Origin of the sequence: Kitasatospora sp. NPDC059673 (assembly GCF_042734215.1) — a bacterium.
Lineage (GTDB): Bacteria > Actinomycetota > Actinomycetes > Streptomycetales > Streptomycetaceae > Kitasatospora.
This window is the reverse complement of sequence record NZ_JBHWEN010000031.1, coordinates 48,411-72,341: the sequence shown is the minus strand read 5'-3', so window position 1 is coordinate 72,341 and position 23,931 is coordinate 48,411. Positions and strand designations below refer to the sequence as shown.

Sequence of the window (23,931 nt, the reverse complement as noted above, 5' to 3'; positions counted from 1 at the left end):
GCACCCGGCGTGCGGTGTGCCCCCCACGGTTGTCGGCCTAGTTGCGGCCGGAGTTGATCAGCGCCGCGTGCTCCTGCAGCGACATCACGCCGACCTCGCCGCGGTGCAGCGCGTCGATGCCCTGCACGGCCGCGCCCATCGCCTGCACGGTGGTCAGGCAGGGGACGGCGCGGGAGACCGCGGCGGTGCGGATCTCGTAGCCGTCCATGCGGCCGCCGGTGCCGTACGGGGTGTTGATGATGAGGTCGATGCCGCCCTCGTGGATCAGCTGGACGATGGTCTTCTCGCCGTTCGGGCCCTCGCCCTCGGAGTGCTTGCGCACCACGGTGGCGGGGATGCCGGCCCGCTGCAGGACCTCGGCGGTGCCGGTGGTGGCGAGCAGTTCGAAGCCGAGTCCGACCAGCGCGCGGGCCGGGAAGACCAGGTTGCGCTTGTCGCGGTTGGCCACCGAGACGAACACCTTGCCGCTGGTGGGCAGGGCGCCGTACCCGCCGGTCTGGGACTTCGCGTAGGCGGTGCCGAAGACCCGGTCGATGCCCATGACCTCGCCGGTGGAGCGCATCTCGGGGCCGAGCACGGTGTCCACGCCGCGGCCGTGCACGTCGCGGAAGCGCGACCACGGCATCACGGCCTCCTTGACGGAGATCGGCGCGTCGGCGGGCAGCGTGCCGCCGTCGCCCTCCTTGGGCAGCAGGCCCTCGGCGCGCAGCTCGGCGATGGTGGCGCCGAGCGAGATCCGGGCGGCGGCCTTGGCCAGCGGCACGGCGGTGGCCTTGGAGGTGAACGGCACGGTGCGGGAGGCGCGCGGGTTGGCCTCCAGCACGTACAGGATGTCGCCGGACAGCGCGAACTGGATGTTGATCAGTCCGCGGACGCCAACTCCCTTGGCGATGCCCTCGGTTGCGGAGCGCAGCCGCTTGATGTCGAAGCCGCCGAGGGTGATCGGCGGCAGCGCGCACGCCGAGTCGCCGGAGTGGATGCCGGCCTCCTCGATGTGCTCCATGACGCCGCCGAGGTACAGCTCCTCGCCGTCGTACAGCGCGTCCACGTCGATCTCGACCGCGTCGTCCAGGAAACGGTCGATCAGCACGGGGTGCTCGGAGATCAGACCGGCGTGCCGCTCCAGGTAGGAGGCGAGCGAGGCCTCGTCGTAGACGATCTCCATGCCGCGGCCGCCGAGCACGTAGGACGGGCGGGCCAGCACGGGGTAGCCGATCTCGTCGGCGATGGCCTTGGCCTCGTCGAAGGAGAAGGCGGTGCCGTGCTTGGGCGCGGGCAGGCCCGCGTCCTTCAGCACCCGGCCGAACGCGCCGCGCTCCTCGGCGAGGTGGATCGCCTCGGGCGAGGTGCCGACCACCGGCACGCCGTTGTCCTTGAGCGCCTGCGCCAGGCCCAGCGGGGTCTGGCCGCCGAGCTGCACGATGACGCCGGCCAGCGGTCCGGCCTGCTGCTCGGCGTGGACGATCTCCAGCACGTCCTCCAGGGTGAGCGGCTCGAAGTACAGCCGGTCGGAGGTGTCGTAGTCGGTGGAGACGGTTTCCGGGTTGCAGTTGACCATCACGGTCTCGTACCCGGCGTCGGCGAGCGCGAAGGAGGCGTGCACGCAGGAGTAGTCGAACTCGATGCCCTGGCCGATCCGGTTCGGGCCGGAGCCCAGGATGATCACGGCGGGCTTGGTGCGCGGCGCGACCTCGTTCTCCTCGTCGTAGGACGAGTAGAAGTACGGGGTCCTGGCGGCGAATTCGGCGGCGCAGGTGTCGACGGTCTTGAACACCGGGCGGATGCCGAGCGCGTGCCGCACCTCGCGGACCACGTCGGCCTTCAGGCCGCGGATCTCGCCGATCTGCTGGTCGGAGAAGCCGTGCCGCTTGGCGTGGCGCAGCAGCTCGGGGTCGAGCTTGTCGCCCTCGGCGAGTTCGACGGCGATCTCGTTGATCAGGAAGAGCTGGTCGACGAACCACGGGTCGATCTTGGTGGCGGCGAACACCTCCTCGGGGGTGGCGCCGGCCCGGATCGCCTCCATGACGGTGTTGATCCGGCCGTCGGTGGGGATCTGGGCCTTCGCCAGCAGCTCGTCCTTGCTCTTGCCGCCCCCCACCTCCCCGACCCAGGTGAACTGGGAGCCCTTCTTCTCCAGCGAGCGCAGCGCCTTGTTCAGCGCCTCGGGGAAGTTGCGGCCCATCGCCATGGCCTCGCCGACCGACTTCATGGTGGTGGTCAGCGTGGCGTCGGCGGACGGGAACTTCTCGAACGCGAACCGCGGGACCTTGACGACCACGTAGTCGAGCGTCGGCTCGAAGGAGGCCGGGGTCTGCTCGGTGATGTCGTTGGGGATCTCGTCCAGCGTGTAGCCGACGGCCAGCTTGGCGGCGATCTTGGCGATCGGGAAGCCGGTGGCCTTCGACGCCAGCGCGGAGGACCGCGACACGCGCGGGTTCATCTCGATGACGATGACCCGGCCGTCGACGGGGTTGACGGCGAACTGGATGTTGCAGCCGCCGGTGTCCACGCCGACCTCGCGGATCACGGCGATGCCGATGTCACGCAGGATCTGGTACTCGCGGTCGGTGAGCGTCATCGCCGGGGCGACGGTGATCGAGTCACCGGTGTGCACGCCCATCGGGTCGAAGTTCTCGATCGAGCAGACCACCACGACGTTGTCGTGCTTGTCGCGCATCAGCTCCAGCTCGTACTCCTTCCAGCCGAGGATGGACTCCTCCAGGAGCACCTCGGTGGTCGGCGAGAGGGCCAGGCCCTGGCCGGCGATGCGGCGCAGGTCCTCCTCGTCGTGCGCGAAGCCGGAGCCGGCGCCGCCCATGGTGAAGGACGGGCGGACCACGACCGGGTAGCCGCCGAGGGTCTCGACGCCGGCGAGCACGTCCTCCATGGAGTGGCAGATCACCGAGCGGGCGGACTCGCCGTGGCCGATCTTGGCGTTGACGGCCTCGACCACGCCCTTGAACAGCTCGCGGTCCTCGCCCTTGTTGATCGCCTCGACGTCGGCGCCGATCAGCTCGACGTCGTACTTGTCGAGGGTGCCGGCCTTGTGCAGGGAGATCGCGGTGTTCAGCGCGGTCTGGCCACCGAGGGTGGGCAGCAGCGCGTCGGGGCGCTCCTTGGCGATGATCTTCTCGACGAACTCCGGGGTGATCGGCTCGACGTAGGTGGCGTCGGCGATCTCCGGGTCGGTCATGATGGTCGCCGGGTTGGAGTTGACCAGGATGACCCGCAGCCCCTCGGCCTTGAGCACCCGGCAGGCCTGCGTACCCGAGTAGTCGAACTCCGCCGCCTGGCCGATGACGATGGGGCCGGAGCCGATCACCAGGACGGACTTGATGTCGGTGCGCTTAGGCACGCTGGGCCTCCATGATGCTCACGCTGTGCTTGATGTCGTCTCGCATGAGCTCGACGAAACGGTCGAAGAGGTAGGCGGCGTCGTGCGGGCCGGCTGCCGCTTCGGGGTGGTACTGCACGCTGAAGGCGGGAATGTCGAGTGCCTGCAGGCCCTCGACCACGTCGTCGTTGAGGCAGACGTGGGAGACCTCGACCCGCCCGAAGGGGGTGTCGCTCACCTTGTCCAGCGGCGCGTTCACGGCGAAGCCGTGGTTGTGGGCGGTCACCTCGACCTTGCCGGTGGTGCGGTCCTGCACCGGCTGGTTGATGCCGCGGTGGCCGTACTTGAGCTTGTAGGTGCCGAACCCGAGGGCCCGGCCGAGGATCTGGTTGCCGAAGCAGATGCCGAAGAACGGGGTCTTCTTGGCCAGCACCTCGCGCAGCACCTCGACCTGCCGGTCGGCGGTGGCCGGGTCGCCCGGGCCGTTGGAGAAGAACACGCCGTCGGGCTGCACCGCGTAGATGTCCTCGGCGGTGGAGTTGGCCGGCAGCACGTGCACCTCGATGCCGCGCTCGGCCATCCGCTGCGGGGTCATGCCCTTGATGCCGAGGTCGAGGGCGGCAACGGTGAACTTCTTCTCACCGATCGCGGGGACGACGTAGGTCTCCTTGGTGGCGACCTCGGCGCACAGGTCGGCGCCCTTCATCTCGGGGGCCTGCTGCACCTTGGCCAGCAGCGTGGCCTGGTCCTGCACGGCCGGGCCGGAGAAGATGCCGACCCGCATCGCGCCGCGCTCGCGCAGGTGGCGGGTGAGCGCGCGGGTGTCGATCCCGCTGATGCCGACGACGCCCTGGCGCTCCAGTTCCTCGTCCAGCGAGCGCTTGGCGCGCCAGTTGGAGGCGACCCGGGAGGGGTCGCGGACCACGTAGCCGGCCACCCAGATCTGCTGCGACTCGTCGTCCTCGTCGTTCCAGCCGGTGTTGCCGATCTGCGGGGCCGTCATCACGACCACCTGGCGGTGGTACGACGGGTCGGTCAGGGTCTCCTGGTAGCCGGACATGCCGGTGTTGAAGACCGCCTCGCCGAAGGTCTCGCCGACCGCGCCGTAGGCCTGGCCGCGGAAGGTCCGGCCGTCCTCCAGGACGAGCACGGCGGGCACTCGCTCCCGCCTGGTGCGCTGCGTGGTGGGGGCAGGTGCGGTCATGTCGCGGCCTCTTCCGTCTTCTTCGTGCTCGTACGTGTTACCAGTGCCTCGACGGCCTCGACCCAGGCGTCGTGCTCGGCGGCGGCGTCCAACCGGAAACCGCTTTCCAACTCCCGCTCCCCGACGGTCCAGCCGATCACCAGCAGGCCCGAGGGGACCACCTTGCCAGCGATGCCGGAGTCGGTGCGGGCGCCGGTGAGCGCCTCGGCGGGGATCCACAGGTCGTCCGCGCCGGGGCGGCGGGCCAGCAGGCCCTGCTCGGTGAGGGTGAGCTCGGCCAGGCTGCGGGTGCCCAGGCCGTGCGCGACGACCCGGTCCAGCCAGTTCCCGGCGGTGGTGGAGCCGTGGTACCGGCCGGGGCCGGCCAGCAGGGCCTCACCCGGCTGCGCGGGCACCGCGGGCAGTTCCGGCAGGTCGGACTGTGTGGTCCGGCGCCAGTTCCAGCCCTGGCGCATCAGCCAGTACACCAGCGCGATCAGGATCAGCAGGCCGACCGTCGCACCGATGTATCCGGGCCAGTCGGTCACGTGGCCCTTCTCGGTGGCGAGCAGCATCAGCGCTCGACCAGTTCGCCCGCGAGGACGGTGGCCTCGCCGCGCAGGAAGGTGGCGTGCACCCGTCCGGGCAGGTCCATGCCCTTGTAGGGGCTGTTGCGGGAACGGGTGGCGAAGGTGTCGGGGTTCACGACACCACGGTACGCGGGATCGAAGAGCACCAGGTTGGCGGGCTCACCCACCGAGACCGGACGTCCGTGGCCGGTCAGCCGCCCGATCCGGGCCGGGCGGTGCGACATCCGGTCCGCGACGCCCTCCCAGTTCAGCAGGCCGGTCTCGACCATGGTCTGCTGCACGACCGACAGCGCGGTCTCCAGGCCGACCATGCCCATCGCGGCGACCGCCCACTCGCAGTCCTTGTCCTCCGCCGGGTGCGGGGCGTGGTCGGTGGCGACGGCGTCGATGGTGCCGTCGGCCAGCGCCTCGCGCAGCGCCTCGACGTCCGCGGCGGTGCGCAGCGGCGGGTTGACCTTGTACACCGGGTCGTAGCTGCGGACGAGTTCGTCGGTGAGCAGCAGGTGGTGCGGGGTGACCTCGGCGGTGACGTTCCAGCCCTTGCCCTTGGCCCAGCGGACGATCTCCACCGAGCCGGCCGTGGACAGGTGGCAGATGTGCACCCGGGAGCCGACGTGCGCGGCCAGCAGCACGTCCCGGGCGATGATCGACTCCTCGGCGACGGCGGGCCAGCCGCCCAGGCCCAGCTCGCCGGAGACCAGGCCCTCGTTCATCTGGGCGCCGGCGGTCAGCCGCGGTTCCTGGGCGTGCTGGGCGACCACGCCGTCGAAGGCCTTCACGTACTCCAGCGCGCGGCGCATGATCACCGCGTCGTCCACGCACTTGCCGTCGTCGGAGAACACCCGCACCCCGGCGGCGGAGTCGTGCATCGCGCCGAGCTCGGCGAGCTGCTTGCCCTCCAGGCCGACGGTGACGGCGCCGACCGGCTGCACGTCGCAGTAGCCGTACTCCTGGCCGAGCCGCCAGACCTGCTCGACCACGCCGGCGGTGTCGGCGACCGGGAAGGTGTTGGCCATCGCGTGCACCGCGGTGTACCCGCCCATGGCGGCGGCCTGGGTGCCGGTCAGCACCGTCTCGGCGTCCTCGCGGCCGGGCTCGCGCAGGTGGGTGTGCAGGTCGACCAGGCCGGGCAGGGCGATCAGGCCGGTGGCATCGATCTCGATGTCGGCCTGCACGTCGAGGTTCTCGCCGATCGCGGCGAACACGCCGTCCACGAGGTGGATGTCCTGGGGGGCGCCGCCGAGGATCTGGGCGTTGCGGATCAGGTAGGTGGTCACTGGGCGGCCTCCGGGGTTTCGGTGGTGCGGGCTGCATCGGCTGAGCCATCGGCGAAGACCGCTCCGCCGAGCAGCAGGTAAAGGACGGCCATCCGGACCGAGACGCCGTTGGCGACCTGCTCGACCACGGTGCAGCGCGGCGAGTCGGCGACGTCGGCGGTGATCTCCATGCCGCGGACCATCGGGCCGGGGTGCATCACGATGGCGTGCTCCGGCATGGTGGCGAGGCGCAGCCCGTCCAGGCCGTAGCGGCGCGAGTACTCGCGCTCGGTGGGGAAGAACGCGGCGTTCATCCGCTCGCGCTGCACCCGCAGCATCATCACGGCGTCGACCTTCGGCAGCACCGCGTCCAAGTCGTAGGAGACCTGGCAGGGCCAGGTTTCGATGCCGATCGGCAGCAGCGTCGGCGGGGCGACGAAGGTGACCTCGGCGCCGAGCGTGGTCAGCAGGTGCACGTTGGAGCGGGCGACCCGGCTGTGCAGGATGTCGCCGACGATGGCGATCTTCCGGCCGGCCAGGTCGCGGCCGGGGCCGGGGTTGAGGTGGCGGCGCATGGTGAACGCGTCGAGCAGCGCCTGGGTGGGGTGCTCGTGGGTGCCGTCGCCGGCGTTGATCACGCTGCCGTGCAGCCAGTCGGAGCCGGCCAGGCGGGCGGCGGCGCCGGAGGCGTGGTGGCGGATCACCACGGCGTCGGCGCCCATCGCCTGCAGGGTCAGCGCGGTGTCCTTGAGGCTCTCGCCCTTGGAGACCGAGGAGCCCTTGGCGGAGAAGTTGATGACGTCCGCGGACAGCCGCTTCTCGGCGACCTCGAAGGAGGTCTTGGTGCGGGTGGAGTCCTCGAAGAACAGGTTGACGACGGTGCGGCCGCGCAGCGTGGGGAGCTTCTTGACGGCCCGGCCGGAGAGCTGGGCGAGCTCCTCGGCGGTGTCCAGGATCAGCAGCGCGTCGTCGCGGCTGAGGTCGGCGGCGGAGACGAGGTGGCGCTTCACGCGGGTTTACTCCGGGAGCTGGGGATCGGCGGCAAGAGCCTGGGAGGAGCGGGCGGCGTAGTCGCGGTCGCCGAGCAGGACGGCGTCGCGGCCGTCGGTCTCGGAGAGCTGGACCTGCACGGCCTCGCGCAGCGAGGTGGGCAGGTTCTTGCCCACGTAGTCGGCGCGGATCGGGAGTTCGCGGTGCCCGCGGTCGACCAGGACGGCCAGCTGCACGGCGCGCGGGCGGCCGATGTCGCCGAGCGCGTCGAGTGCGGCTCGGATGGTGCGGCCGGAGAACAGCACGTCGTCGACCAGGATCACCAGCTTGCCGTCGATGCCCTCGGCGGGGATCTCGGTGTGCTCCAGGGCCCGGGCGGGCTTCAGCCGCAGGTCGTCCCGGTACATGGTGATGTCCAGGGTGCCGAACGGGATCTCCCGGCCGGTGATCTGGCTCAGCTTGGCGCGCAGCCGGCGGGCCAGGTGGACACCGCGGGTGTGGATGCCCAGGAGTACGACGTCCTCGGCGCCCTTGGCGCGTTCCACGATCTCGTGGGCGATCCGGGTGACGACCCGGGCGACGTCGGTGGCGTCCAGCACCTGGTGCGGGGCGCGGGGGGCGGAACTGGGTGTGGTCATGCCGAAGCGGACCTCCTTCCCCGCCTCACGGGACGGGTCTTAAAGGATGTCGGGAAGGGTTTCCGGCCGCAGCCAGAACCTTGCTCATCGTAGCAGTGCGCTGATCTCGGCCCGCTCGGCACACGTTCGCACGAGTGCCCCATTCGGCTTGACGCGCCACCCTCACTCTACGTAACCTCACAGTGAGTTACGAACGCGCTCCGCAGCGAGCCTCGTCGCTCCCATTCAGTGCACGCGAAGCAATCTCGTCCGGGGAGATCCATGTCCAGCGACTATGCAAAGCAGCTCGGGGCCAAGCTCCGGGCGATCCGCACTCAGCAGAATCTCTCCCTGCACGGCGTGGAGGAGAAGTCCACGGGCCGCTGGAAGGCCGTCGTGGTCGGCTCCTACGAGCGCGGCGACCGCGCGGTCACGGTGCAGCGCCTCGCCGAGCTGGCCGATTTCTACGGCGTCCCGGTGCAGGAGCTGCTGCCCGGCGGCACCCCGGGCGGCGCGGCCGAGCCGCCGCCGCGCCTGGTGCTGGACCTGGAGCGGCTGACTCAGGTCCCGTCCGAGAAGGCCGGCCCGCTGCAGCGCTACGCCGCGACCATCCAGTCGCAGCGCGGTGACTACAACGGCAAGATCCTCTCGATCCGCCAGGACGACCTGCGCACCCTCGCCGTCATCTACGACCAGTCCCCCTCGATCCTCACCGAGCAGCTGATCAGCTGGGGCGTGCTGAACCCGGACGCGCGCCGCGCCGTCCGCGAGGACGACGCGAGCTGATCCCGGCGCTCGGGGCGTTCGCTCTGAAGAAACGTCACAGCGGGGCGGGTGGCCGGTTCTCCGGCCGCCCGCCCCGCTGTCGCATGCTCAGACCACGGTGCCGAGGCTGAAGCCCGGACCGGCCGGGACGCCGTGCACCGCGAGTTCGGCCGGCGTCCAGTCGAAGCCGGTGCTGCGCCAGGCCCAGGCGACCTGCCGGTACTCGCCGCACAGCGCGCCGGAGCCCTGCGTCCCGTGCAGCACCGCGGCGCCGGGCAGTTCGCCGTACAGGCCCGCGCAGAGCACCGCCGTGATCAGGTCGAGGTCCTCGTCGTTGATCCGGACCGCACCGTCCTCCCAGTGCAGCACCCGGGCGTGCGCCTCCAGCGGCCCGCCGGGGGCGTCCACCGCGACCCGGAACTCGTACGCCCCGCAGCCGGCGCCGACCAGCACCCGGCGGAACACCTCGGAGGCCTGCTGGTACGTCCAGCGCACCCGCGGATCGGCGGCCGCCTTCCCCCAGCCCTGGCGGCCGGCCGGTACCCCCATCGCCGCGCACAGCGCGCCGTCCATCACCAGGTCGGCGTGGCGCAGCGTCAGGCCGCCCTCGCGGGCCCGGACCAGGCGGGGCACGAAGTCGGCGAGCTCCTCGCCGCGGTAGGTGACCAGCTGGGTCTGCAGCGGCGGGTTGACCAGGTAGCCGTCCCGGGCGGCCTGTTCGGCCGGGTCGAGGCCGTGCAGCAGGCAGTAGTCCGCGAAGTCGTCCGGGTGGAACATCCGGGCCCGGACCGTCGCGTACCCCTCCACCGCCTCGGCCAGCAGTCCGGCGGTCTCGCGCAGGTAGGTGTCGTAGTCCGGCGCGTCGGTGAGCTGCCACTCCCGCGCCCGGGCGAAGTCGGCCTCGTCGGTCAGGATCCCGGTGACGAACGCCTCGTCGCTGCGGCGCGAGGACTCGGCACCGCAACGGCGCGGCCGGCGGCTGTTCCTGGACATCGGTGGCTCCCGGGGATCTCGGTCGAGCAACTGCTGACCGACTTCTCCCCTCCCACACCCGTCCCACACACACGGGCTGTCACAACTCTGCAACTGACCGTCAAGTCCGGGGCGTGGCCCGCCGAGATGGGGCCGGAGGGCGCCGGGCGGCCCGGGAGGCCGATCCAGGCCCGGTGGCGCAAGGTTTTGACTATTGACCGCACGGGGCCGCGCTGCGGCGGGCCCCGGCTCACGACGGGGCGCGACGCCGCGGCCGTGAGCCGAAACCAGCCGAAGGAGCGGTTTCCAGTGAAGGCTGCACGCTACTACGACCGCGGCGACATCCGGATCGAAGACATCGCGGAGCCCGCCGTCCGGCCGGGCACGGTGGGCATCGACGTCGCCTACTGCGGGATCTGCGGCACCGACCTGCACGAATACCTCGACGGACCGATCTTCGTCCCGCCCGCCGGCCACCCGCACCCGGTCTCGGGCGAGAGTGCCCCCGTGACGCTCGGACATGAGATGTCCGGCGTCGTGTACACGGTGGGCGAGGGCGTCGACGACCTGAAGCCGGGCGACCGCGTCGTCGTCGAGCCCTACATCCTGCGCCCCGACGTCGACACCGGCGAGGGCAACCCGGTCTACCACCTGTCGCCCGACATGAACTTCATCGGCCTGGCCGGGCGCGGTGGCGGACTCGCCGAGAAGATCGTCGTCGAGCGCCGGTGGGTGCACCCGGTCGGCGACCTCCCACTGGACCAGGCGGCCCTGATCGAGCCGCTGTCGGTCGGGTACCACGCGTTCCAGCGCTCGGGCGCGAAGGCCGGCGACTTCGCCCTGGTCGGCGGCGCCGGACCGATCGGGCTGCTCACCTGCGCGGTGCTCAAGGCGATGGGCGTCGAGGTCGCGGTCTCCGAACTCAGCTCGCTGCGCCGGCAGAAGGCGCTGGACTCCAGGGCCGCCGACCACGTCATCGACCCGGCCGCCACCGATGTCGTCGAGGAGGTCCGCCGCCTCACCGCGGGCCGGGGCGCGGACGTCGCGTTCGAGGCGACGTCCGTGAACGCCGTCCTCGACACGCTGTTCGACGCGATCAAGCCGGGTGGGGTGATCACCGTCATCTCGATCTGGGGCAAGCCGGCGTCGCTCGACATGCAGAAGCTCGTCCTCAAGGAGGTCGATCTGCGCGGCACCATCGCCTACGTCAACTCCCACCCGCAGACCATCAAGCTGGTGCAGGAGGGACGGATCGACCTGGCGCCGTTCATCACCAAGACGATCGGGCTGGACCACCTCGTCACCGAAGGCTTCGAGACCCTCATCCACCACAACGAGACGGCCGTCAAGATCCTGGTCGACCCCCGCCGCTGACCTGCCCCGAGCCGGCCCCCGGTCAGCGCGGGGTCTTGGCGAGCTGGCGGGACTGGGCGACCAGGCGGCCGTCCTCGTCCCAGATCTCGCAGTCCTCCTCGAAGTAGCCGCCGGCCAGGTTGCGGGTGGCGTGCGAGACCCGCAGCCAGCCGTCGGCGGGCAACGCCCGCAGGTGGACGGTCAGTTCGATGGTGGGGGCCCAGCCGGGGCGGCCCAGGTCGAAGGTGACCGGGGGCAGCGCGTCGGCGGTGAGCAGCAGCGAGAGCGGGTCGGCGGCGCGGCCGTCGGCGAGCCGGAACCAGCCCTGGATGCGGCCCTCCTTGGACGGCCGGCCGAGCGCCCAGCCGACGGTGGCCGGGTCCAGGCGCAGGTCGAGGCGCTCCAGCAGGGCGGCCTGGGCGATGAGTTCCCTGGGCGCGTGCTCGATCCCTATGCACTGCTCGGGGGCGGGCATCACGGGCGGCAGGGCGGTGGTGGCGACCTCGCCGTCGAGGGTGGCGAGGTCGGTGAAGGCGGCGGTGACCCGCAGCCGCTCCTCGCCGTCCTGGGAGAGGATCGCGCTGCCGGTGGCCAGGGTGCGGCCGCGGCGCATGATCTCGGTGCGGACGGTGGCCGGGCCGGGGCGGGACGGCGAGACGTAGGTGCCGCTGACGGTCAGCGGGTGCGGGTGGCCGGGCCCGGCCTCCAGGGCGAGGGCGTGCGCGGCGAAGGCGAGCAGCAGTCCGCCGTTGACGCCGCCGCCGATCTGCCAGCCGTCGCCGAGTTCGCCGTCGTAGCGGCCGGGCTCGTCGGGGTGCGGGGTGAGCGCGATGCCCCGGTCGAACTCGCTGGTGGTCTCCGGCATGGCTGAGGCCGCCCTTTCGTGCAGACGCCAAAACACATTACTTGCCGGTAGCTTACGCGCGAAGGCCGCCGGACCAACAGGTCCGACGGCCTTCGAACAGGCAGTACGGGGCTCAGCGACGAATGGTCGGCTTGAGCTCCAGGAAGCGGGCGAGCAGGCCGTTCACGAAGGCCGGCGACTCGTCCGTGGAGTACTCCTTGGCGATCTCGACGGCCTCGTCCAGGACGACCGCGTCGGGGGTGCCGTCCTCCCAGATCAGCTCGTAGGTGCCGAGCCGGAGCACGTTGCGGTCGGCGATCGGCATCCGGTCGAGCGTCCAGCCCACCGCGTAGGTGGAGATCAGGTCGTCGATGGTGCGCGCGTGCTGCGCGTAGCCCTCGACCAGCTGCATGGTGTACTCCGCGACCTGCGGAATGCCCTCGTCCGGACGGGGGTCGCGCGCCCGCGCGATCCAGTCGGCGAGCACCCGCTCGGGGGCCACGCCGCGGTGGTCCGCCTCGAACAGGATCTGGAAGGCCCGGGTGCGGGCCTTGCTGCGAGCAGCGGCCACGATTACTTGACCCGGCCGAGGTAGCTGCCGTCGCGGGTGTCGACCTTGACCTTCTCGCCGGTGGTGACGAACAGCGGCACCTGGATCTCGGCGCCGGTCTCCAGGGTGGCGGGCTTGGTGCCACCGGTGGAGCGGTCGCCCTGCAGGCCCGGCTCGGTCTCGGAGATGACCAGCTCGACCGCGGCGGGGAGCTCGATGTACAGCGGGACGCCCTCGTTCTGCGCGACCAGGGCCTCGAAGCCCTCCAGCAGGTACTTGGCGGCGTCGCCGACGGTGGCGGAGTCGACCGGAACCTGGTCGTAGGTGTCCATGTCCATGAAGATGAACGCGTCGCCGTCGCGGTAGGAGTACTGCATGGTCCGCTTGTCGACGTTGGCGGTCTCGACCTTGATGCCCGCGTTGAAGGTCTTCTCGACGACCTTGCCGGTGAGGACCTCCTTCAGCTTGGTGCGCACGAAGGCCGGGCCCTTGCCGGGCTTGACGTGCTGGAACTCGACGACGGACCAGAGCTTGCCGCCGTCCAGCTTGAGGACCATGCCGTTCTTGAGATCGTTCGTGGTAGCCACGGGCGCACTTACTCCTGATATGTCCGCTGTCAAAGAACACCAAGCAGAGCGCCGCCGCGGCCCGTCGGGCTACAGCGCGAGGAGCTCCTTGGTGGTGATGGTGAGCAGCTCGGGCCCGCCCTCCTCGGGAGGCCGCACCACGAGCGTGTCCTCGATCCGGACACCGCCGCGACCCGGGAGATGCACTCCTGGACCGACGGTGACCGGCACGCGATTGTCCAGTTTACCCATGTCGGCGGGCCCGAGGCGCGGAGCCTCCCTGATCTCCAGGCCGATGCCGTGCCCGAGCGGGTGGACGGCGTGCTCGCCGTGGCCCGCGGCCTGCAGGATCGACCGGGCCGCATCGTCCGGGACGTGCTGCTCGACGCCCGGCCCGAGCGCCTCCCGGCCGGCCCGCTGGGCCCGGAAGACCAGGCGGTGCAACTCGACCTGCCAGGACGCGGGGGCGGCCCCGATCACGAAGGTGCGGGCGGTCGAGATGCCGTAGCCGCGGTACTGCGCGCCCAGGGCGACGGTGAGGAAGTCGCCCTCCTCGACCCGGCGGTCGGTGGGCTGGTGGCGCTCCAGGCCGGAATGGCTGCCGGTGCCGACCGAGACCGGGAAGGCGGCCCGGTCGGCGCCGTGGTCGATCATCCGGCGCTCCAGTTCCATCGCCAGGTGGCGTTCGGTGCGGCCGACCAGGATCGATTCGAGCAGCTCGCCGAGCGCCTGGTCGGCGATCTCGGCGGCGATCCGCAGGTCGGCGAGCTCGTGCTCGTCCTTGACCACCCGCAGCCGCTCCACCGCCCGGTCCAGGTCGAGCAGCCGGGCGGGCTCGGCCTCGCGGGCGACCGCGCGGTGCCGGGCGACCGTCAGGTCGTGCTCCTCGACGGCGAGGTCCCGCACCCGCAGCCGGGCGGCGGCCTCGGCGGCGGCGACCGCGGCATCCGTCTCGGCGGGCGCCGACAGCCGCGCCACCTCCTCGTCCACCTCGCGCTCGACGGACTCCTCGGGCGGCACGTCCTGCGGCAGCGCCAGCACCGCGCGCTCGCGGGTGAGCAGCAGCGCGGCGCCGCACGGCGGACAGCCCGCGAGGTAGCGGACGTTGGCGGCGCGCGTGATCAGCGCGGCATCGGCTCCGGAGGCGCTGCAGTACTCGCGGAGGCGTTCGCGTCGGGCGGCGTGCGCGTCGGACATGTCTCCGAGCCTACGAACCGCTCCGGGGGGCCGCCCGTCGGGACGGGCCCGATCGTGGGCGGGAATGCGACGGGCCGGGGAAGCGTTGTGGCCACCTGAAAACGGCAATCGTTGCCGGGATTGGGAGGTTCGAGATGGCGCGCAGCGAGCTGCGACCGGTGATCACGCTCCGGTCCACGGCGGGGACGGGCTTCAGCTACGTGACTCGCAAGAACCGGCGGAACAACCCCGACCGGATCGCCCTGCGGAAGTTCGACCCGGTGGCGGGGCGGCACGTGGAGTTCCGCGAGACCCGCTGAGCACCGGCGTGCGAGGGCCCCGGGAGTCGGCGAACTCCCGGGGCCCTTCGCCGTGCTCAACCGCCGGGCGCCACCTGCCGGGTGTCGCTTGCCCGGCGCCGCTGGGCCGGTGGCACTTGCCCGGTGTCACTTGCCGGCCGGCGCCGGGACGGAGACCACCAGGGTGAGGCGGCAGTCGGTGGTGCCCTCGTTGCGATAGCTGTGGGCGGTGCCGGCCTCGTAGGAGGCGGTGGAGCCGGCCGGGATGAGGTGGGCGCGGCCGTCGAGGACCAGGGTGAGTTCGCCCTCGTCGATCCGGGCGATCTCGACGGTGCCGGCCGGGTGCGGGTCGGAGGCGTGGGTCTCGCCGGGCCGCAGGTGCCAGGTCCACAGCTCCAGCGGGCCGGGGGCCTCGATGCCGTTCAGCAGGATGCCGCTGCCGCCCTCCGGGCCGCTCCACAGCCGCACGGCCTCCTCGGCGGGGATGATCCGCACCACCGAGGTCTCGTCGTAGTCGAGCAGTCGGGCGATCGAGACGCCGAGGGCGTCGGCGAGCCGGACCACGGTGCCGACACTGGGGTTGGTGCGGGCCTGCTCGATCTGGACCACCATGCCGCGACTGACGCCGGAGCGGGCCGCGAGGGCGTCCAGGGTGTGGCCGCGCTCGGTGCGCAGCCGCTTGAGGTTGCGGGCGAGGGCCTGGGTGACGAGATCGGGTTCCGGCACGCTTGAGTCCAATATTTTAGTTGGGTCGGTTCAGTTGGTTGAACTATGCTGCGGCGGCAGGACAGATCCACCGACTGTACTGCGGAGTCCATCATGCTGCCCCCCGCTCCCCGCCCGACGCCCTCATGAGCGCCGCCTTCGCGCTGCTCGCCAGCCTGCTCTGGGGCGTCGCCGACTACGGCGGCGGCGCGATCACCCGCCGCCTGCCCGCGCTCGGCGTGGTGGTGCTCTCGCAGACCGCGGCGGCCCTGGTCCTCGTACTGGCCGTCACCGCCACCGGCGGCTGGACGGACGCCGGGCCCGCGCTCTGGTACGCCGTCGCGGCCGGGGTGATCGGGCCCATCGCGCTGCTCGCCTTCTACCGGGCGCTGGCGCTCGGGCCGATGGGCGTGGTGTCGCCGCTGGCCACCGTCGGCGTGCTGGTGCCGATCGGGGTGGGCCTGTTCCTCGGTGAACGGCCGGGCGCCGTCCAGGGGTTGGGGATCCTGGTGGCGATCTCCGGGGTCGCGCTGGCCGGCGGCCCGCAGCGCGGCGGACCGGCCGTGAGCCGCCGGGTCCTGGTCCTCACCCTCTCCGCCGCGTTCGCGTTCGGCGCGGTGCTCGCCCTGATCGGGCACGCCGGCGCCGACGGCGGCCTGCTGCTGACGCTGTGCGTGCAACGACTGACCAACGCGGTGGTCGGCATCGGCATGCTGGCCGCCGCCGCCGGCCGGGAGCCGCTCGAACTGCGCGGCGCGGCCCGTTCGTTGCCCTCGCTGACCGCCGTCGGCGTCGCCGACGTGGCCGCGAACGGCCTGTACACCGCCGCCACCCAGCTGGGCTCGGTCGCGGTGGCGGCGGTGCTGGCCTCCCTCTACCCGGTGGTGACGGCGCTGATGGCGCGCGGCCTGCTCAAGGAACGCCTGCTGCGGGTCCAGGTGGTCGGCGCCGGGCTGGCCGTCGCCGGAACGCTGATCCTGGCCGCCGGTTGACGTTCCGTCAGAACGTGCCCGCTCCGGAGAACGCCTTGGAACGGCGGGCGATCCGCCAGTAGCCGATCGCCGCCGCCCACACCACCACGAACAGGCCGACGATCACGAAACCCACGTTGTCCAGGCTCAGTCCGGCGATCCAGCCGGACACCGGATCGTCCAGCCCGAACTTGTCGTGCAGCACCGTGACCAGCTCGATGGTGCCGATCACGAAGGCCACTGCGATCGACAGCCCCGTGATGGTCAGGTTGTAGTACACCTTGCGGACGGGGTTGGAGAACGCCCACTGGTAGGCGAAGTTCATGAACGTGCCGTCCAGGGTGTCGAACAGGCTCATCCCGGCCGCGAACAGCAGCGGCATGCAGGCGATCGCGTACCAGGGCACGCCGGACGCCGCGCCCGAACCCGCCATCACCATCAGAGTGACCTCGGTGGCGGTGTCGAAGCCCAGGCCCAGCACCATGCCCACCGGGAACATCTGGCCGGGCCGGGTGATCGACCGGGTCGCCCGGTTCAGCACCCGGGCCAGGAAGCCCCGGGAGTTCAGGTGCTTCTCCAGCTCGGCCTCGTCGTACACGCCGGCCCGCATCGCCCGGAACACCCGCAGAATGCCCAGCAGGGCCACCAGGTTGAGCGCCGCGATCAGGTACAGGAACGCCCCCGAGGCGGTGGTGCCGATGGTGCCCAGCACCTGATGGGTCGTCGAGTCCTTGTCCATCAGCGTGCCCGCCAGCGCGGCCCCGCCGGCCACCAGCGCGGCCATCAGCACCACCATCGAGGAGTGCCCGAGGGCGAACCAGAAGCCCACCGAGACCGGCCGGCGGCCGTCCGCCATCAGCTTGCGGGTGGTGTTGTCGATCACCGCGATGTGGTCGGCGTCGAAGGCGTGCCGCATGCCCAGGGTGTAGGCGGTGATGCCCAGGCCCACCCCGAACACCTGGGTACCCACCTGGTACTTCTCCGGCACCACCAGGAACAGCAGCGTCCCGAACGCCGCCACGTGCAGGGCCAGGATCACCGCCATCAGGCCGGCCGTGCGCCAGGTGTCCTCGCGACGCCAGCGGAAAGCAGGAAAAGGGGAGCCCGGGACGTTTCCGGGCATGGTCGAATCGGACGCGGTCATCCGCGCATCACGCTCCAGCACCTCGTGGATCACTTCGTGAGATGCCGTGGCCGGTCTCCTGGCTGACGGGGTGTTCGGCGTCGGCGCCCGGCCTTCCCGGCCGCGAACGGCCAGTGGCACGAGGTGGGAGCCGACGACTCCCCGATCACAGTGGCGAGGGCCGCTCCGGACTCCTGTGACGGGCACAGTGCACCGGCTTCCCGAACACCACGGCCCGACCACCGTAGAACCGCCCCGGGCGCAGCGGCAAGACCGGACCCGTCCGCGGGTGTCGCAGATCACTCCCACCCGGCCGGTTGACGGCGCGTCACGCCATCCAGAAGAACACGCAGGTCATCCGCTTCTCGTCCAGCGTGGCGCCGTAGTACTCGGTGGCGGTGTGCATCAAGTTGGCGGTGTACAGCAGCAGCCGGTTGTAGCGGTGCGGGACGGCCAGGTCCTCGGTGAACGAGTCCGGCGGGACGAAACGGGTGCCGAGCGCGTCCACCAGGTTGTTGTGCGGGGCGACCACGGTGTTCCCGCCGAGCCGGCCCCCGGGCAGGCTCTGCCGGTAGAAACTCGTCCCGCACCGCTTCGGCACGTTCGGGTTGAGGTACAGCACGGCGGCGTAGCGGCACAGCGAACGCGAATCGGTGTGCGGGCGCGGCTCGCACTCCCCCGCCCCCACCACCTGCACGCAGTTGTGGTTGAACGTGCCGCCCTCGGCCTCGCTCAGCGCCCAGATCCGCGGCACCTGCACGGTCTCCCGCACCAGCTTCTCGACGTGTGCCAACTCGTCCGGCTCCAGGCCGGGCATCGCCCGCAGCCCCGGCCAGGACTCCGGCTTGTGCGGGTACCCCTCGTCCCAGTCGGTGCGGGCCAGGTGCCGGGCGCGCACCGCGTCCGGGTCCGGGAGGACGTCGTCCAGCACCCAGTAGTCGCGGCCCTTGGTGGGCTTGCGGTACGGCAGGACCGGAAGGGCCGGGGTCGGGCGCGGGCCCCGGAACGGTTGCACGGGCATGGACCCGACAATAGGTAGCGCGCTCCGGGGCCCTCGCCCAAGGGCCGGTCAACCTTGCGTCAAGGCTTTGTCATTACCCTCCGTGATGACGGCCCGTCAGGACTGCTGGCAGCGCGGGCACCAGAACAGGTTCCGGGCCGCCAACTCCTCGGTCCGCACCGGGGTTTCACAGACCAGGCAGGGCTGGTCCTGCCGTCGGTACACATACACCTCACCACCGTGGTCGTCCACCCGCGGCGGACGCCCCATCGCCTCCGGCGTGTGCTCCGGCCGGACGGTGTCGATCCGCCCCGCCGCGACCCCCTCACGCATCAGCGCCACCAGATCCGCCCAGATCGCGTCCCACTCGGCGCGACGCAGATCACGGCCCGCCCGGTGCGGACTGATACCCAGCCGGAACAGCACCTCCGCCCGGTACACATTGCCGACACCCGCCAGCACCTTCTGGTCCATCAGCAGCGCCGCGATCGTCGTCCCGCTCCGCGAGATCCGCTGCCACGCGGCATCCCCCACCTCGCCCGGCCGCAACGGATCCGGCCCGAGCCGCCGGTGCAACGCCGCCTTCTCCCCCGGCGTGATCACCTCGCACGCCGTCGGGCCCCGCAGATCCGCGAACCCGCTCTCGTTCTCCATCCGCAACCGCACCTGCCCGACCGGCTCCGGGGCCTCCCCCACCCCGAACTCGTACTTCCCGTACAACCCCAGATGCACATGCAGCCAGTCGTCCCCGAACCCCAGGAACAGATGCTTCCCGTGCGCCTCCGCCACGTCCAGCACCCGCCCGTCCAGCAGCCCGGCCCCCTCCCCGAACCGCCCCTGCGGCGAAGAAACCCGCACCGCCCGCCCCCCGAACAGCTCCCCGTTCAGCCCGGCCAACCGATGCACCACATGCCCCTCGGGCACCCGCGTCAACTCCTCGATCGATCCCGTCCAACCCCCCTATTCTCCCCGCCCCCACCGACACCCCTTCACCCCAGAGGCCCACCGCCCACCCGCGACGCAACCACCCCACCCAGCACAAGCGCGCGGCGGACGCCCGCACGAGGAGAACCTGCACAGCAGAGACCCATGCGGCAGAGACCCACACACCAAGGCCCCGGCCGCCGAACCTCCGCGCAGCGGAAACCCCGCACCACAGCCCCCCGCACAGCCGGTTTGCCCCGGGCGGCCTCGCGCTGTGCTCGTCTCGGGTCGTGTGGTCGGGTGGAGGGAGCTCCCCGCAGGGGGTCAGCGTTGGTGCAGCCGGCTCAGGATCGCCTGGTCGAGCGCCGCGGCCGTCTCGGGGACGGTGAGGTTGGAGTTGTCGATGATGGGGAGGCCGGAGGTGCGCCAGCCGGCCATGCGGCCGTGGATGCGGGCGACTTCGTCGTCGGAGAGGCGGCGGTTGCCGGAGCGTTGGGCGTTGCGGGCGAGGACGCGGTCGAGGCCGGGGAGCAGGACGACGGGGATCATGCCGGGGCCGATGTGGCGTTTCCAGCCGCCGAGGCCGATCGCGGGGCGGTCGGGGAAGACGGCGTCGTCGATGATGCAGGAGATGCCGTTGGCAAGGTAGTTGCGGCAGGCGAAGCCGCAGGTGCGGCGGGCGAGGCGGTACTGGGCCTCGGAGGCGGTGTTCCAGCCGGACTGCGGGTTGGCGAACCCGGCCTGGACCCATTCGCGGACGTCGTCGAGGCTGATGTGCGCGGTGGGGGTGGGGCGGCGCTCGGCCCAGTAGCGGGCGACGGTGGTCTTGCCGGCGCCGGCCGCGCCGATCAGCAGGACGGCGATCGGTCCGACGGGCAGCGGGGCGGCCGGTGCGGGCATCGGCGGTGGCGCGGCAGGGAGTTGGACGGTGCCGCCGCTGGGGAGCAGGAAGTGCCCGGTACCGCCGGGCGCGACGGCCTTGAGCGGGACGGTCGGCCGGTCGGGGCGGGTGACGATCGGTCCGAGGGTGGGGATGGCCTGGGTGGCGGGCAGTGCCGGTGCGGGGTACGGCTGTTGAGGGGCCGTCGGATACGGGGGCGTCCCCGGGCGGGGTGGCACCTGGCCCCCCGGATGGTGGCTCTGCGCGTACTGGCTCACCGTCACCTCCCTGCGCCGAATGTACACGTCGGCCCGGTGGCGGGCACAAGTCCGCCACCGGGCCGCGCAGCGCTCAGCGGGTGGTCAACTGTTCGGCCAGCGCCCGCAGGGCGAGTTCGTACGAGCCGAGGCCGAAGCCCGCGATGGTGCCGGAGGCGACCGCGGCGATGACCGAGGTGTGCCGGAAGGTCTCGCGGCTGTACGGGTTGGAGATGTGCACCTCGATCAGCGGGGCGGTGCGCTGCGCCGCGGCGTCCCGCATCGCGTACGAGTAGTGGGTGAACGCACCGGGGTTGATCACCACGGGAGTCTTGGCGTCCGCCGCCTGGTGCAGCCAACCGACCATCTCCGCCTCGGAGTTGGTCTCCCTGACCTCCACAGCGAGACCGAGCTGCGCACCCAGTGCGGCACAGCGCGCGACCAGCCCCGTGTACGAGGTGGAGCCGTACACGTCGGGTTCGCGGGAGCCCAGTCGGCCCAGGTTGGGGCCGTTCAGCACCAGCACCGGGACGGGGGCGGTCATCCGGAGACCTCCGCGTACGCGGCGACCAGCAGCGACGGGTCGGGGCCTTCCAGCACGGAGGTCTTGGCGAGACCGTCCAGGACGATGAAGCGCAGCAGGTCGCCGCGGGACTTCTTGTCGATCTTCATGGCGTCCAGCAGCTTCGGCCAGGCGTCCGCCCGGTAGCTGAGCGGCAGGCCGACCGAGGCCAGCACGGTGCGGTGCCGGTCGGCGGTGGCGTCGTCCAACCGCCCGGCCAGGCGGCCGAGTTCGGCGGCGAACACCATGCCGATGGAGATGGCCGCGCCGTGCCGCCACTTGTAGCGCTCGTTGCGTTCGATGGCGTGGCCGAGGGTGTGGCCGTAGTTGAGGATCTCCCGGCGGCCGGACTCCTTGAGGTCGCCGGAGACCACGTCGGCCTTGACCTGGATGGCCCGCCGGATGAGCTCCAGGGTGTGCGGGCCCGCGGGGGTGGTGGCGGCCGCCGGATCCTGCTCGATCAGGTCGAGGATCACCGGGTCGGCGATGAAGCCGGCCTTGATCACCTCGGCCAGGCCGGAGACGTAGTCGTGCTTGCCGAGGGTCTCCAGGGTGCCGAGGTCGGCCAGCACGCCCGCGGGCGGGTGGAAGGCGCCGACCATGTTCTTGCCCTCGGCGATGTTGATGCCGGTCTTGCCGCCGACCGCGGCGTCCACCATGCCGAGCAGCGTGGTGGGCACCGAGATCCAGCGCACCCCGCGCAGCCAGGTGGCGGCGACGAAGCCCGCCAGGTCGGTGGTCGAGCCGCCACCCAGGCCGACGATCACATCGCTGCGGGTGAAGCCGGTCTGGCCGAGCACCGACCAGCAGTACGCGGCGACCTCGGCGCTCTTGGCGTCCTCGGCGTTCGGGACCTGCAGGACGATCGCCTCGTAGCCCTGGTCGACCAGGTCCTCGCGGATCGCCTCGCCGGTGGCCTCCAGCGCCTCCGGGTGGATGATCGCGACGCGCTTGGCCTTCGGGCCGATCAGCGGGGCGAGTTCGCCGAGCAGCTGGTGCCCGATCAGCACCTCGTACGGGGCGTGGCCGTCACTGCCCGCGACAGCAATCCGAACGATGTCACTCATTGCTCCCACCTTCGCTTCGCTCGGCGGTCACTTCGTGACAACAGCCGGTCCAATTGGCTCGTTCGCTTCGCTCACTCACAGGGGTTCTTCAGCTCCAGTGCTTCGAGTACGGCGTCGGCGACCTGCTCGGGGGTGCGCCCCTCGGTGTCGACCACGGCGGTGGCGACCTCCAGGTACAGCGGGCGGCGGGCCTCCATCAGCTCGCGCCAGCGGGCCCGGGGGTTGACCGCGAGCAGCGGACGGGGGGCGTCCAGGCCGACCCGCTTGACCGCGTCGGCCAGCGCGACCTCCAGGAACACCACGGGCAGCGGGGCGAGCAGTTCACGCGTGGCGGGGGCCATCACGGCGCCGCCGCCGAGCGCGAGCACGCCAGGGTGGTCCGCGGCGGCGGCTGCGACGGCCTCGCGTTCCAGTCGCCGGAAGTGCGGCTCGCCCTCGTCCACGAAGATCTCCGGGATGGGCTTGCCGGCCGTCCGTTCGATGTCCTCGTCGGTGTCGCGGAACGGCAGGCCGAGCCGCTCCGCGAGGACCCGCCCGACGGTGGACTTGCCACTGCCGGGCGGGCCGACCAGCACAACCGCCGGGGTGCTCATCGGACGATCAGGTTGTCGAGGTACGACTGCACGTTGCGACGGGTCTCGGAGACGTTGTCGCCGCCGAACTTCTCCGCCACCGCGTCGGCCAGCACCAGCGCCACCATCGCCTCCGCGACGATGCCGGCCGCCGGCACGGCGCACACGTCGGAACGCTGGTGGTGCGCCTTCGCGGGCTCGCCGGTACGCACGTCCAGCGTCTGCAGGGCGCGCGGGACGGTCGCGATCGGCTTCATCGCGGCCCGGACGCGCAGCAGCTCGCCGGTGGACAGGCCGCCCTCGGTGCCGCCGGAGCGGCCGCTGGCGCGCTTGACGCCCTCGGGGGTCGGCAGGATCTCGTCGTGCGCCTGGGAACCGGGGATCCGGGCCAGCTCGAAGCCGTCACCGACCTCGACGCCCTTGATCGCCTGAATGCCCATCAGTGCGGCGGCGAGGCGGGCGTCCAGGCGGCGGTCCCAGTGCACGTGCGAACCGAGGCCGACCGGCACCCCGTACGCCAGCACCTCGACCACGCCGCCCAGGGTGTCGCCGTCCTTGTGGGCCTGGTCGATCTCGGCCACCATCGCCTTCGACGCGTCGGCGTCCAGGCAGCGCACCGGGTCCTCGTCCAGCCGGGCCTCGTCGGCGGGCAGCGGCAGCACCCCGGCCGGGGCCTTGGCGGCGGCCAGCTCCACCACGTGGCTGACGATCTCGATGCCGCAGGTCTCCTTCAGGTAGGAGCGGGCGACCGCGCCGAGCGCGACCCGGGCCGCGGTCTCCCGGGCGCTGGCGCGCTCCAGGATCGGCCGGGCCTCGTCGATCGAGTACTTCTGCATGCCGGCCAGGTCCGCGTGGCCCGGGCGGGGGCGGGTCAGCGGCTCGTTGCGGGCCAGGCCCGCGAGCACCTCGGGATCGACCGGGTCGGCCGACATGACCTGCTCCCACTTCGGCCACTCGGTGTTGCCGACCATGATCGCCACCGGCGAGCCCATGGTCTCGCCGTGCCGGACACCGCCGAGGAAGGTCACCTCGTCCTGCTCGAACTTCATCCGGGCGCCGCGACCATAGCCGAGCCGCCGGCGGGCCAGCGCGTCGGCCACCATGGCGGTGGTGACCGGCACTCCGGCCGGCAGGCCCTCCAGCGTCGCGACCAGAGCGGGGCCGTGCGACTCCCCCGCCGTCAGCCAGCGCAAGCTACCCACCGAAAAGCTCCTTCGTCAGCGGCCCGCACGCCGTGAACGGCGGCCGGTCCGGCGTCTCGTCCTGCCCGGCCGCGGAGCGCGACGGGGCAAGCACCGATCCTTTCACGTCCGCGGGTCCTCCGGGCGCCCGGTCCGCGTGGCGGACAGCGAACGTCCGCAATCGCCGTGCCGAA

Annotated in this window: 24 protein-coding genes and 1 riboswitch; of the genes, 4 read left to right on the top strand and 20 right to left on the bottom strand. The window is 71.8% G+C overall.

The annotated features are described in order from the left end of the window. Positions 1-37 precede the first annotated feature (37 nt). Genes carB through pyrR form a run of 6 tightly spaced genes read right to left on the bottom strand, consistent with a single transcriptional unit; the run spans position 38 to position 7,991 of the window. Entirely contained in the window at positions 38-3,355 is a 3,318-nt protein-coding gene (gene carB, locus ACFV18_RS28690) for a carbamoyl-phosphate synthase large subunit (RefSeq protein WP_380488120.1), read from the bottom strand. Then, positions 3,348-4,538, bottom strand: coding sequence for a glutamine-hydrolyzing carbamoyl-phosphate synthase small subunit (gene carA / locus ACFV18_RS28685; RefSeq protein ID WP_380488117.1), 1,191 nt, complete (start codon positions 4,536-4,538; stop codon positions 3,348-3,350). Before carA ends, carB begins: the two co-directional genes overlap by 8 nt. Further along, positions 4,535-5,092 (bottom strand): hypothetical protein, encoded by a 558-nt coding sequence (locus ACFV18_RS28680; RefSeq protein WP_380488115.1) that lies wholly within the window; start codon positions 5,090-5,092, stop codon positions 4,535-4,537. Before ACFV18_RS28680 ends, carA begins: the two co-directional genes overlap by 4 nt. After that, positions 5,092-6,384, bottom strand: coding sequence for a dihydroorotase (locus ACFV18_RS28675; protein ID WP_380488114.1), 1,293 nt, complete (start codon positions 6,382-6,384; stop codon positions 5,092-5,094). The genes ACFV18_RS28680 and ACFV18_RS28675 overlap by 1 nt, the downstream gene beginning before the upstream one ends. Continuing rightward, entirely contained in the window at positions 6,381-7,373 is a 993-nt protein-coding gene (locus ACFV18_RS28670; RefSeq protein ID WP_380488112.1) for an aspartate carbamoyltransferase catalytic subunit, read from the bottom strand. The genes ACFV18_RS28675 and ACFV18_RS28670 overlap by 4 nt, the downstream gene beginning before the upstream one ends. A 6-nt stretch (positions 7,374-7,379) precedes the next feature. Continuing rightward, positions 7,380-7,991: a bifunctional pyr operon transcriptional regulator/uracil phosphoribosyltransferase PyrR gene (gene pyrR, locus ACFV18_RS28665; RefSeq protein WP_380488110.1), complete on the bottom strand. Its 612-nt coding sequence runs from the start codon at positions 7,989-7,991 to the stop codon at positions 7,380-7,382. 261 nt (positions 7,992-8,252) lie between these two features. Between pyrR and ACFV18_RS28660 the strand changes: the two genes are divergently transcribed. Then, the gene (locus tag ACFV18_RS28660) at positions 8,253-8,756 is read left to right on the top strand and encodes a transcriptional regulator (protein ID WP_380488108.1); all 504 of its coding nucleotides are present in this window, start codon (positions 8,253-8,255) and stop codon (positions 8,754-8,756) included. A gap of 87 nt (positions 8,757-8,843) precedes the next feature. Here the strand turns inward: ACFV18_RS28660 and ACFV18_RS28655 are convergent, their stop codons facing one another. Next, positions 8,844-9,728, bottom strand: coding sequence for a hypothetical protein (locus ACFV18_RS28655; protein WP_380488106.1), 885 nt, complete (start codon positions 9,726-9,728; stop codon positions 8,844-8,846). 288 nt (positions 9,729-10,016) lie between these two features. Here ACFV18_RS28655 and ACFV18_RS28650 point away from each other — a divergent pair, with 288 nt between their 5' ends. Continuing rightward, positions 10,017-11,081 (top strand): 2,3-butanediol dehydrogenase, encoded by a 1,065-nt coding sequence (locus ACFV18_RS28650; RefSeq protein WP_380488104.1) that lies wholly within the window; start codon positions 10,017-10,019, stop codon positions 11,079-11,081. Positions 11,082-11,103: 22 nt separating this feature from the next. Here the strand turns inward: ACFV18_RS28650 and ACFV18_RS28645 are convergent, their stop codons facing one another. The 4 genes from ACFV18_RS28645 to ACFV18_RS28630 form a co-directional block, all read right to left on the bottom strand. Then, positions 11,104-11,925 carry a thioesterase family protein gene (locus tag ACFV18_RS28645; protein WP_380488102.1) on the bottom strand — a complete coding sequence of 274 codons (822 nt, stop codon included), beginning with the start codon at positions 11,923-11,925 and terminating at the stop codon, positions 11,104-11,106. 112 nt (positions 11,926-12,037) lie between these two features. Beyond that, positions 12,038-12,475, bottom strand: a complete 438-nt coding sequence (nusB, locus tag ACFV18_RS28640) for a transcription antitermination factor NusB (protein WP_380488099.1) — start codon at positions 12,473-12,475, stop codon at positions 12,038-12,040. A 2-nt stretch (positions 12,476-12,477) separates the two neighbouring features. Then, positions 12,478-13,041 (bottom strand): elongation factor P, encoded by a 564-nt coding sequence (efp, locus tag ACFV18_RS28635; protein ID WP_035859967.1) that lies wholly within the window; start codon positions 13,039-13,041, stop codon positions 12,478-12,480. A gap of 69 nt (positions 13,042-13,110) precedes the next feature. Further along, entirely contained in the window at positions 13,111-14,217 is a 1,107-nt protein-coding gene (locus ACFV18_RS28630) for an aminopeptidase P family protein (protein ID WP_380488096.1), read from the bottom strand. Positions 14,218-14,351: 134 nt separating this feature from the next. On the opposite strand from ACFV18_RS28630, the gene rpmG reads away from it, so the two are divergent. Continuing rightward, the gene (gene rpmG / locus ACFV18_RS28625; RefSeq protein WP_380488094.1) at positions 14,352-14,516 is read left to right on the top strand and encodes a 50S ribosomal protein L33; all 165 of its coding nucleotides are present in this window, start codon (positions 14,352-14,354) and stop codon (positions 14,514-14,516) included. A gap of 126 nt (positions 14,517-14,642) precedes the next feature. Here the strand turns inward: rpmG and ACFV18_RS28620 are convergent, their stop codons facing one another. After that, positions 14,643-15,221: an XRE family transcriptional regulator gene (locus ACFV18_RS28620; protein WP_380488091.1), complete on the bottom strand. Its 579-nt coding sequence runs from the start codon at positions 15,219-15,221 to the stop codon at positions 14,643-14,645. A gap of 125 nt (positions 15,222-15,346) precedes the next feature. Between ACFV18_RS28620 and ACFV18_RS28615 the strand changes: the two genes are divergently transcribed. Continuing rightward, entirely contained in the window at positions 15,347-16,192 is an 846-nt protein-coding gene (locus ACFV18_RS28615) for an EamA family transporter (protein ID WP_380488089.1), read from the top strand. Positions 16,193-16,199: 7 nt separating this feature from the next. On the opposite strand, the gene ACFV18_RS28610 is transcribed toward ACFV18_RS28615, so the two are convergent. The 8 genes from ACFV18_RS28610 to aroC all read right to left on the bottom strand — a co-directional run bounded on the left by ACFV18_RS28610 (position 16,200) and on the right by aroC (position 23,758). Then, a complete protein-coding gene (locus ACFV18_RS28610; RefSeq protein WP_380488087.1) occupies positions 16,200-17,294 on the bottom strand; it encodes a HoxN/HupN/NixA family nickel/cobalt transporter in 1,095 nt (364 codons plus the stop codon). Between the two features lie 51 nt (positions 17,295-17,345). Next, positions 17,346-17,542, bottom strand: a riboswitch (cobalamin riboswitch). Between the two features lie 80 nt (positions 17,543-17,622). Then, on the bottom strand, positions 17,623-18,315 hold the full coding sequence (locus ACFV18_RS28605) for a DUF6445 family protein (protein WP_380488085.1): 693 nt from the start codon (positions 18,313-18,315) through the stop codon (positions 17,623-17,625). A gap of 96 nt (positions 18,316-18,411) precedes the next feature. After that, positions 18,412-19,218 (bottom strand): Fpg/Nei family DNA glycosylase, encoded by an 807-nt coding sequence (locus ACFV18_RS28600; RefSeq protein ID WP_380488084.1) that lies wholly within the window; start codon positions 19,216-19,218, stop codon positions 18,412-18,414. 324 nt (positions 19,219-19,542) lie between these two features. Next, the gene (locus ACFV18_RS28595) at positions 19,543-20,376 is read right to left on the bottom strand and encodes an AAA family ATPase (protein ID WP_380488082.1); all 834 of its coding nucleotides are present in this window, start codon (positions 20,374-20,376) and stop codon (positions 19,543-19,545) included. A gap of 73 nt (positions 20,377-20,449) precedes the next feature. Then, complete coding sequence (aroQ, locus tag ACFV18_RS28590) at positions 20,450-20,899, bottom strand: type II 3-dehydroquinate dehydratase (protein ID WP_380488080.1); 450 nt, start codon at positions 20,897-20,899, stop codon at positions 20,450-20,452. Beyond that, on the bottom strand, positions 20,896-21,984 hold the full coding sequence (gene aroB / locus ACFV18_RS28585; RefSeq protein ID WP_380488078.1) for a 3-dehydroquinate synthase: 1,089 nt from the start codon (positions 21,982-21,984) through the stop codon (positions 20,896-20,898). Before aroB ends, aroQ begins: the two co-directional genes overlap by 4 nt. A gap of 71 nt (positions 21,985-22,055) precedes the next feature. After that, positions 22,056-22,577 (bottom strand): shikimate kinase, encoded by a 522-nt coding sequence (locus tag ACFV18_RS28580; RefSeq protein WP_380488076.1) that lies wholly within the window; start codon positions 22,575-22,577, stop codon positions 22,056-22,058. After that, positions 22,574-23,758 carry a chorismate synthase gene (gene aroC / locus ACFV18_RS28575; protein WP_380488073.1) on the bottom strand — a complete coding sequence of 395 codons (1,185 nt, stop codon included), beginning with the start codon at positions 23,756-23,758 and terminating at the stop codon, positions 22,574-22,576. The genes ACFV18_RS28580 and aroC overlap by 4 nt, the downstream gene beginning before the upstream one ends. Between the last annotated feature and the right edge of the window lie 173 nt (positions 23,759-23,931).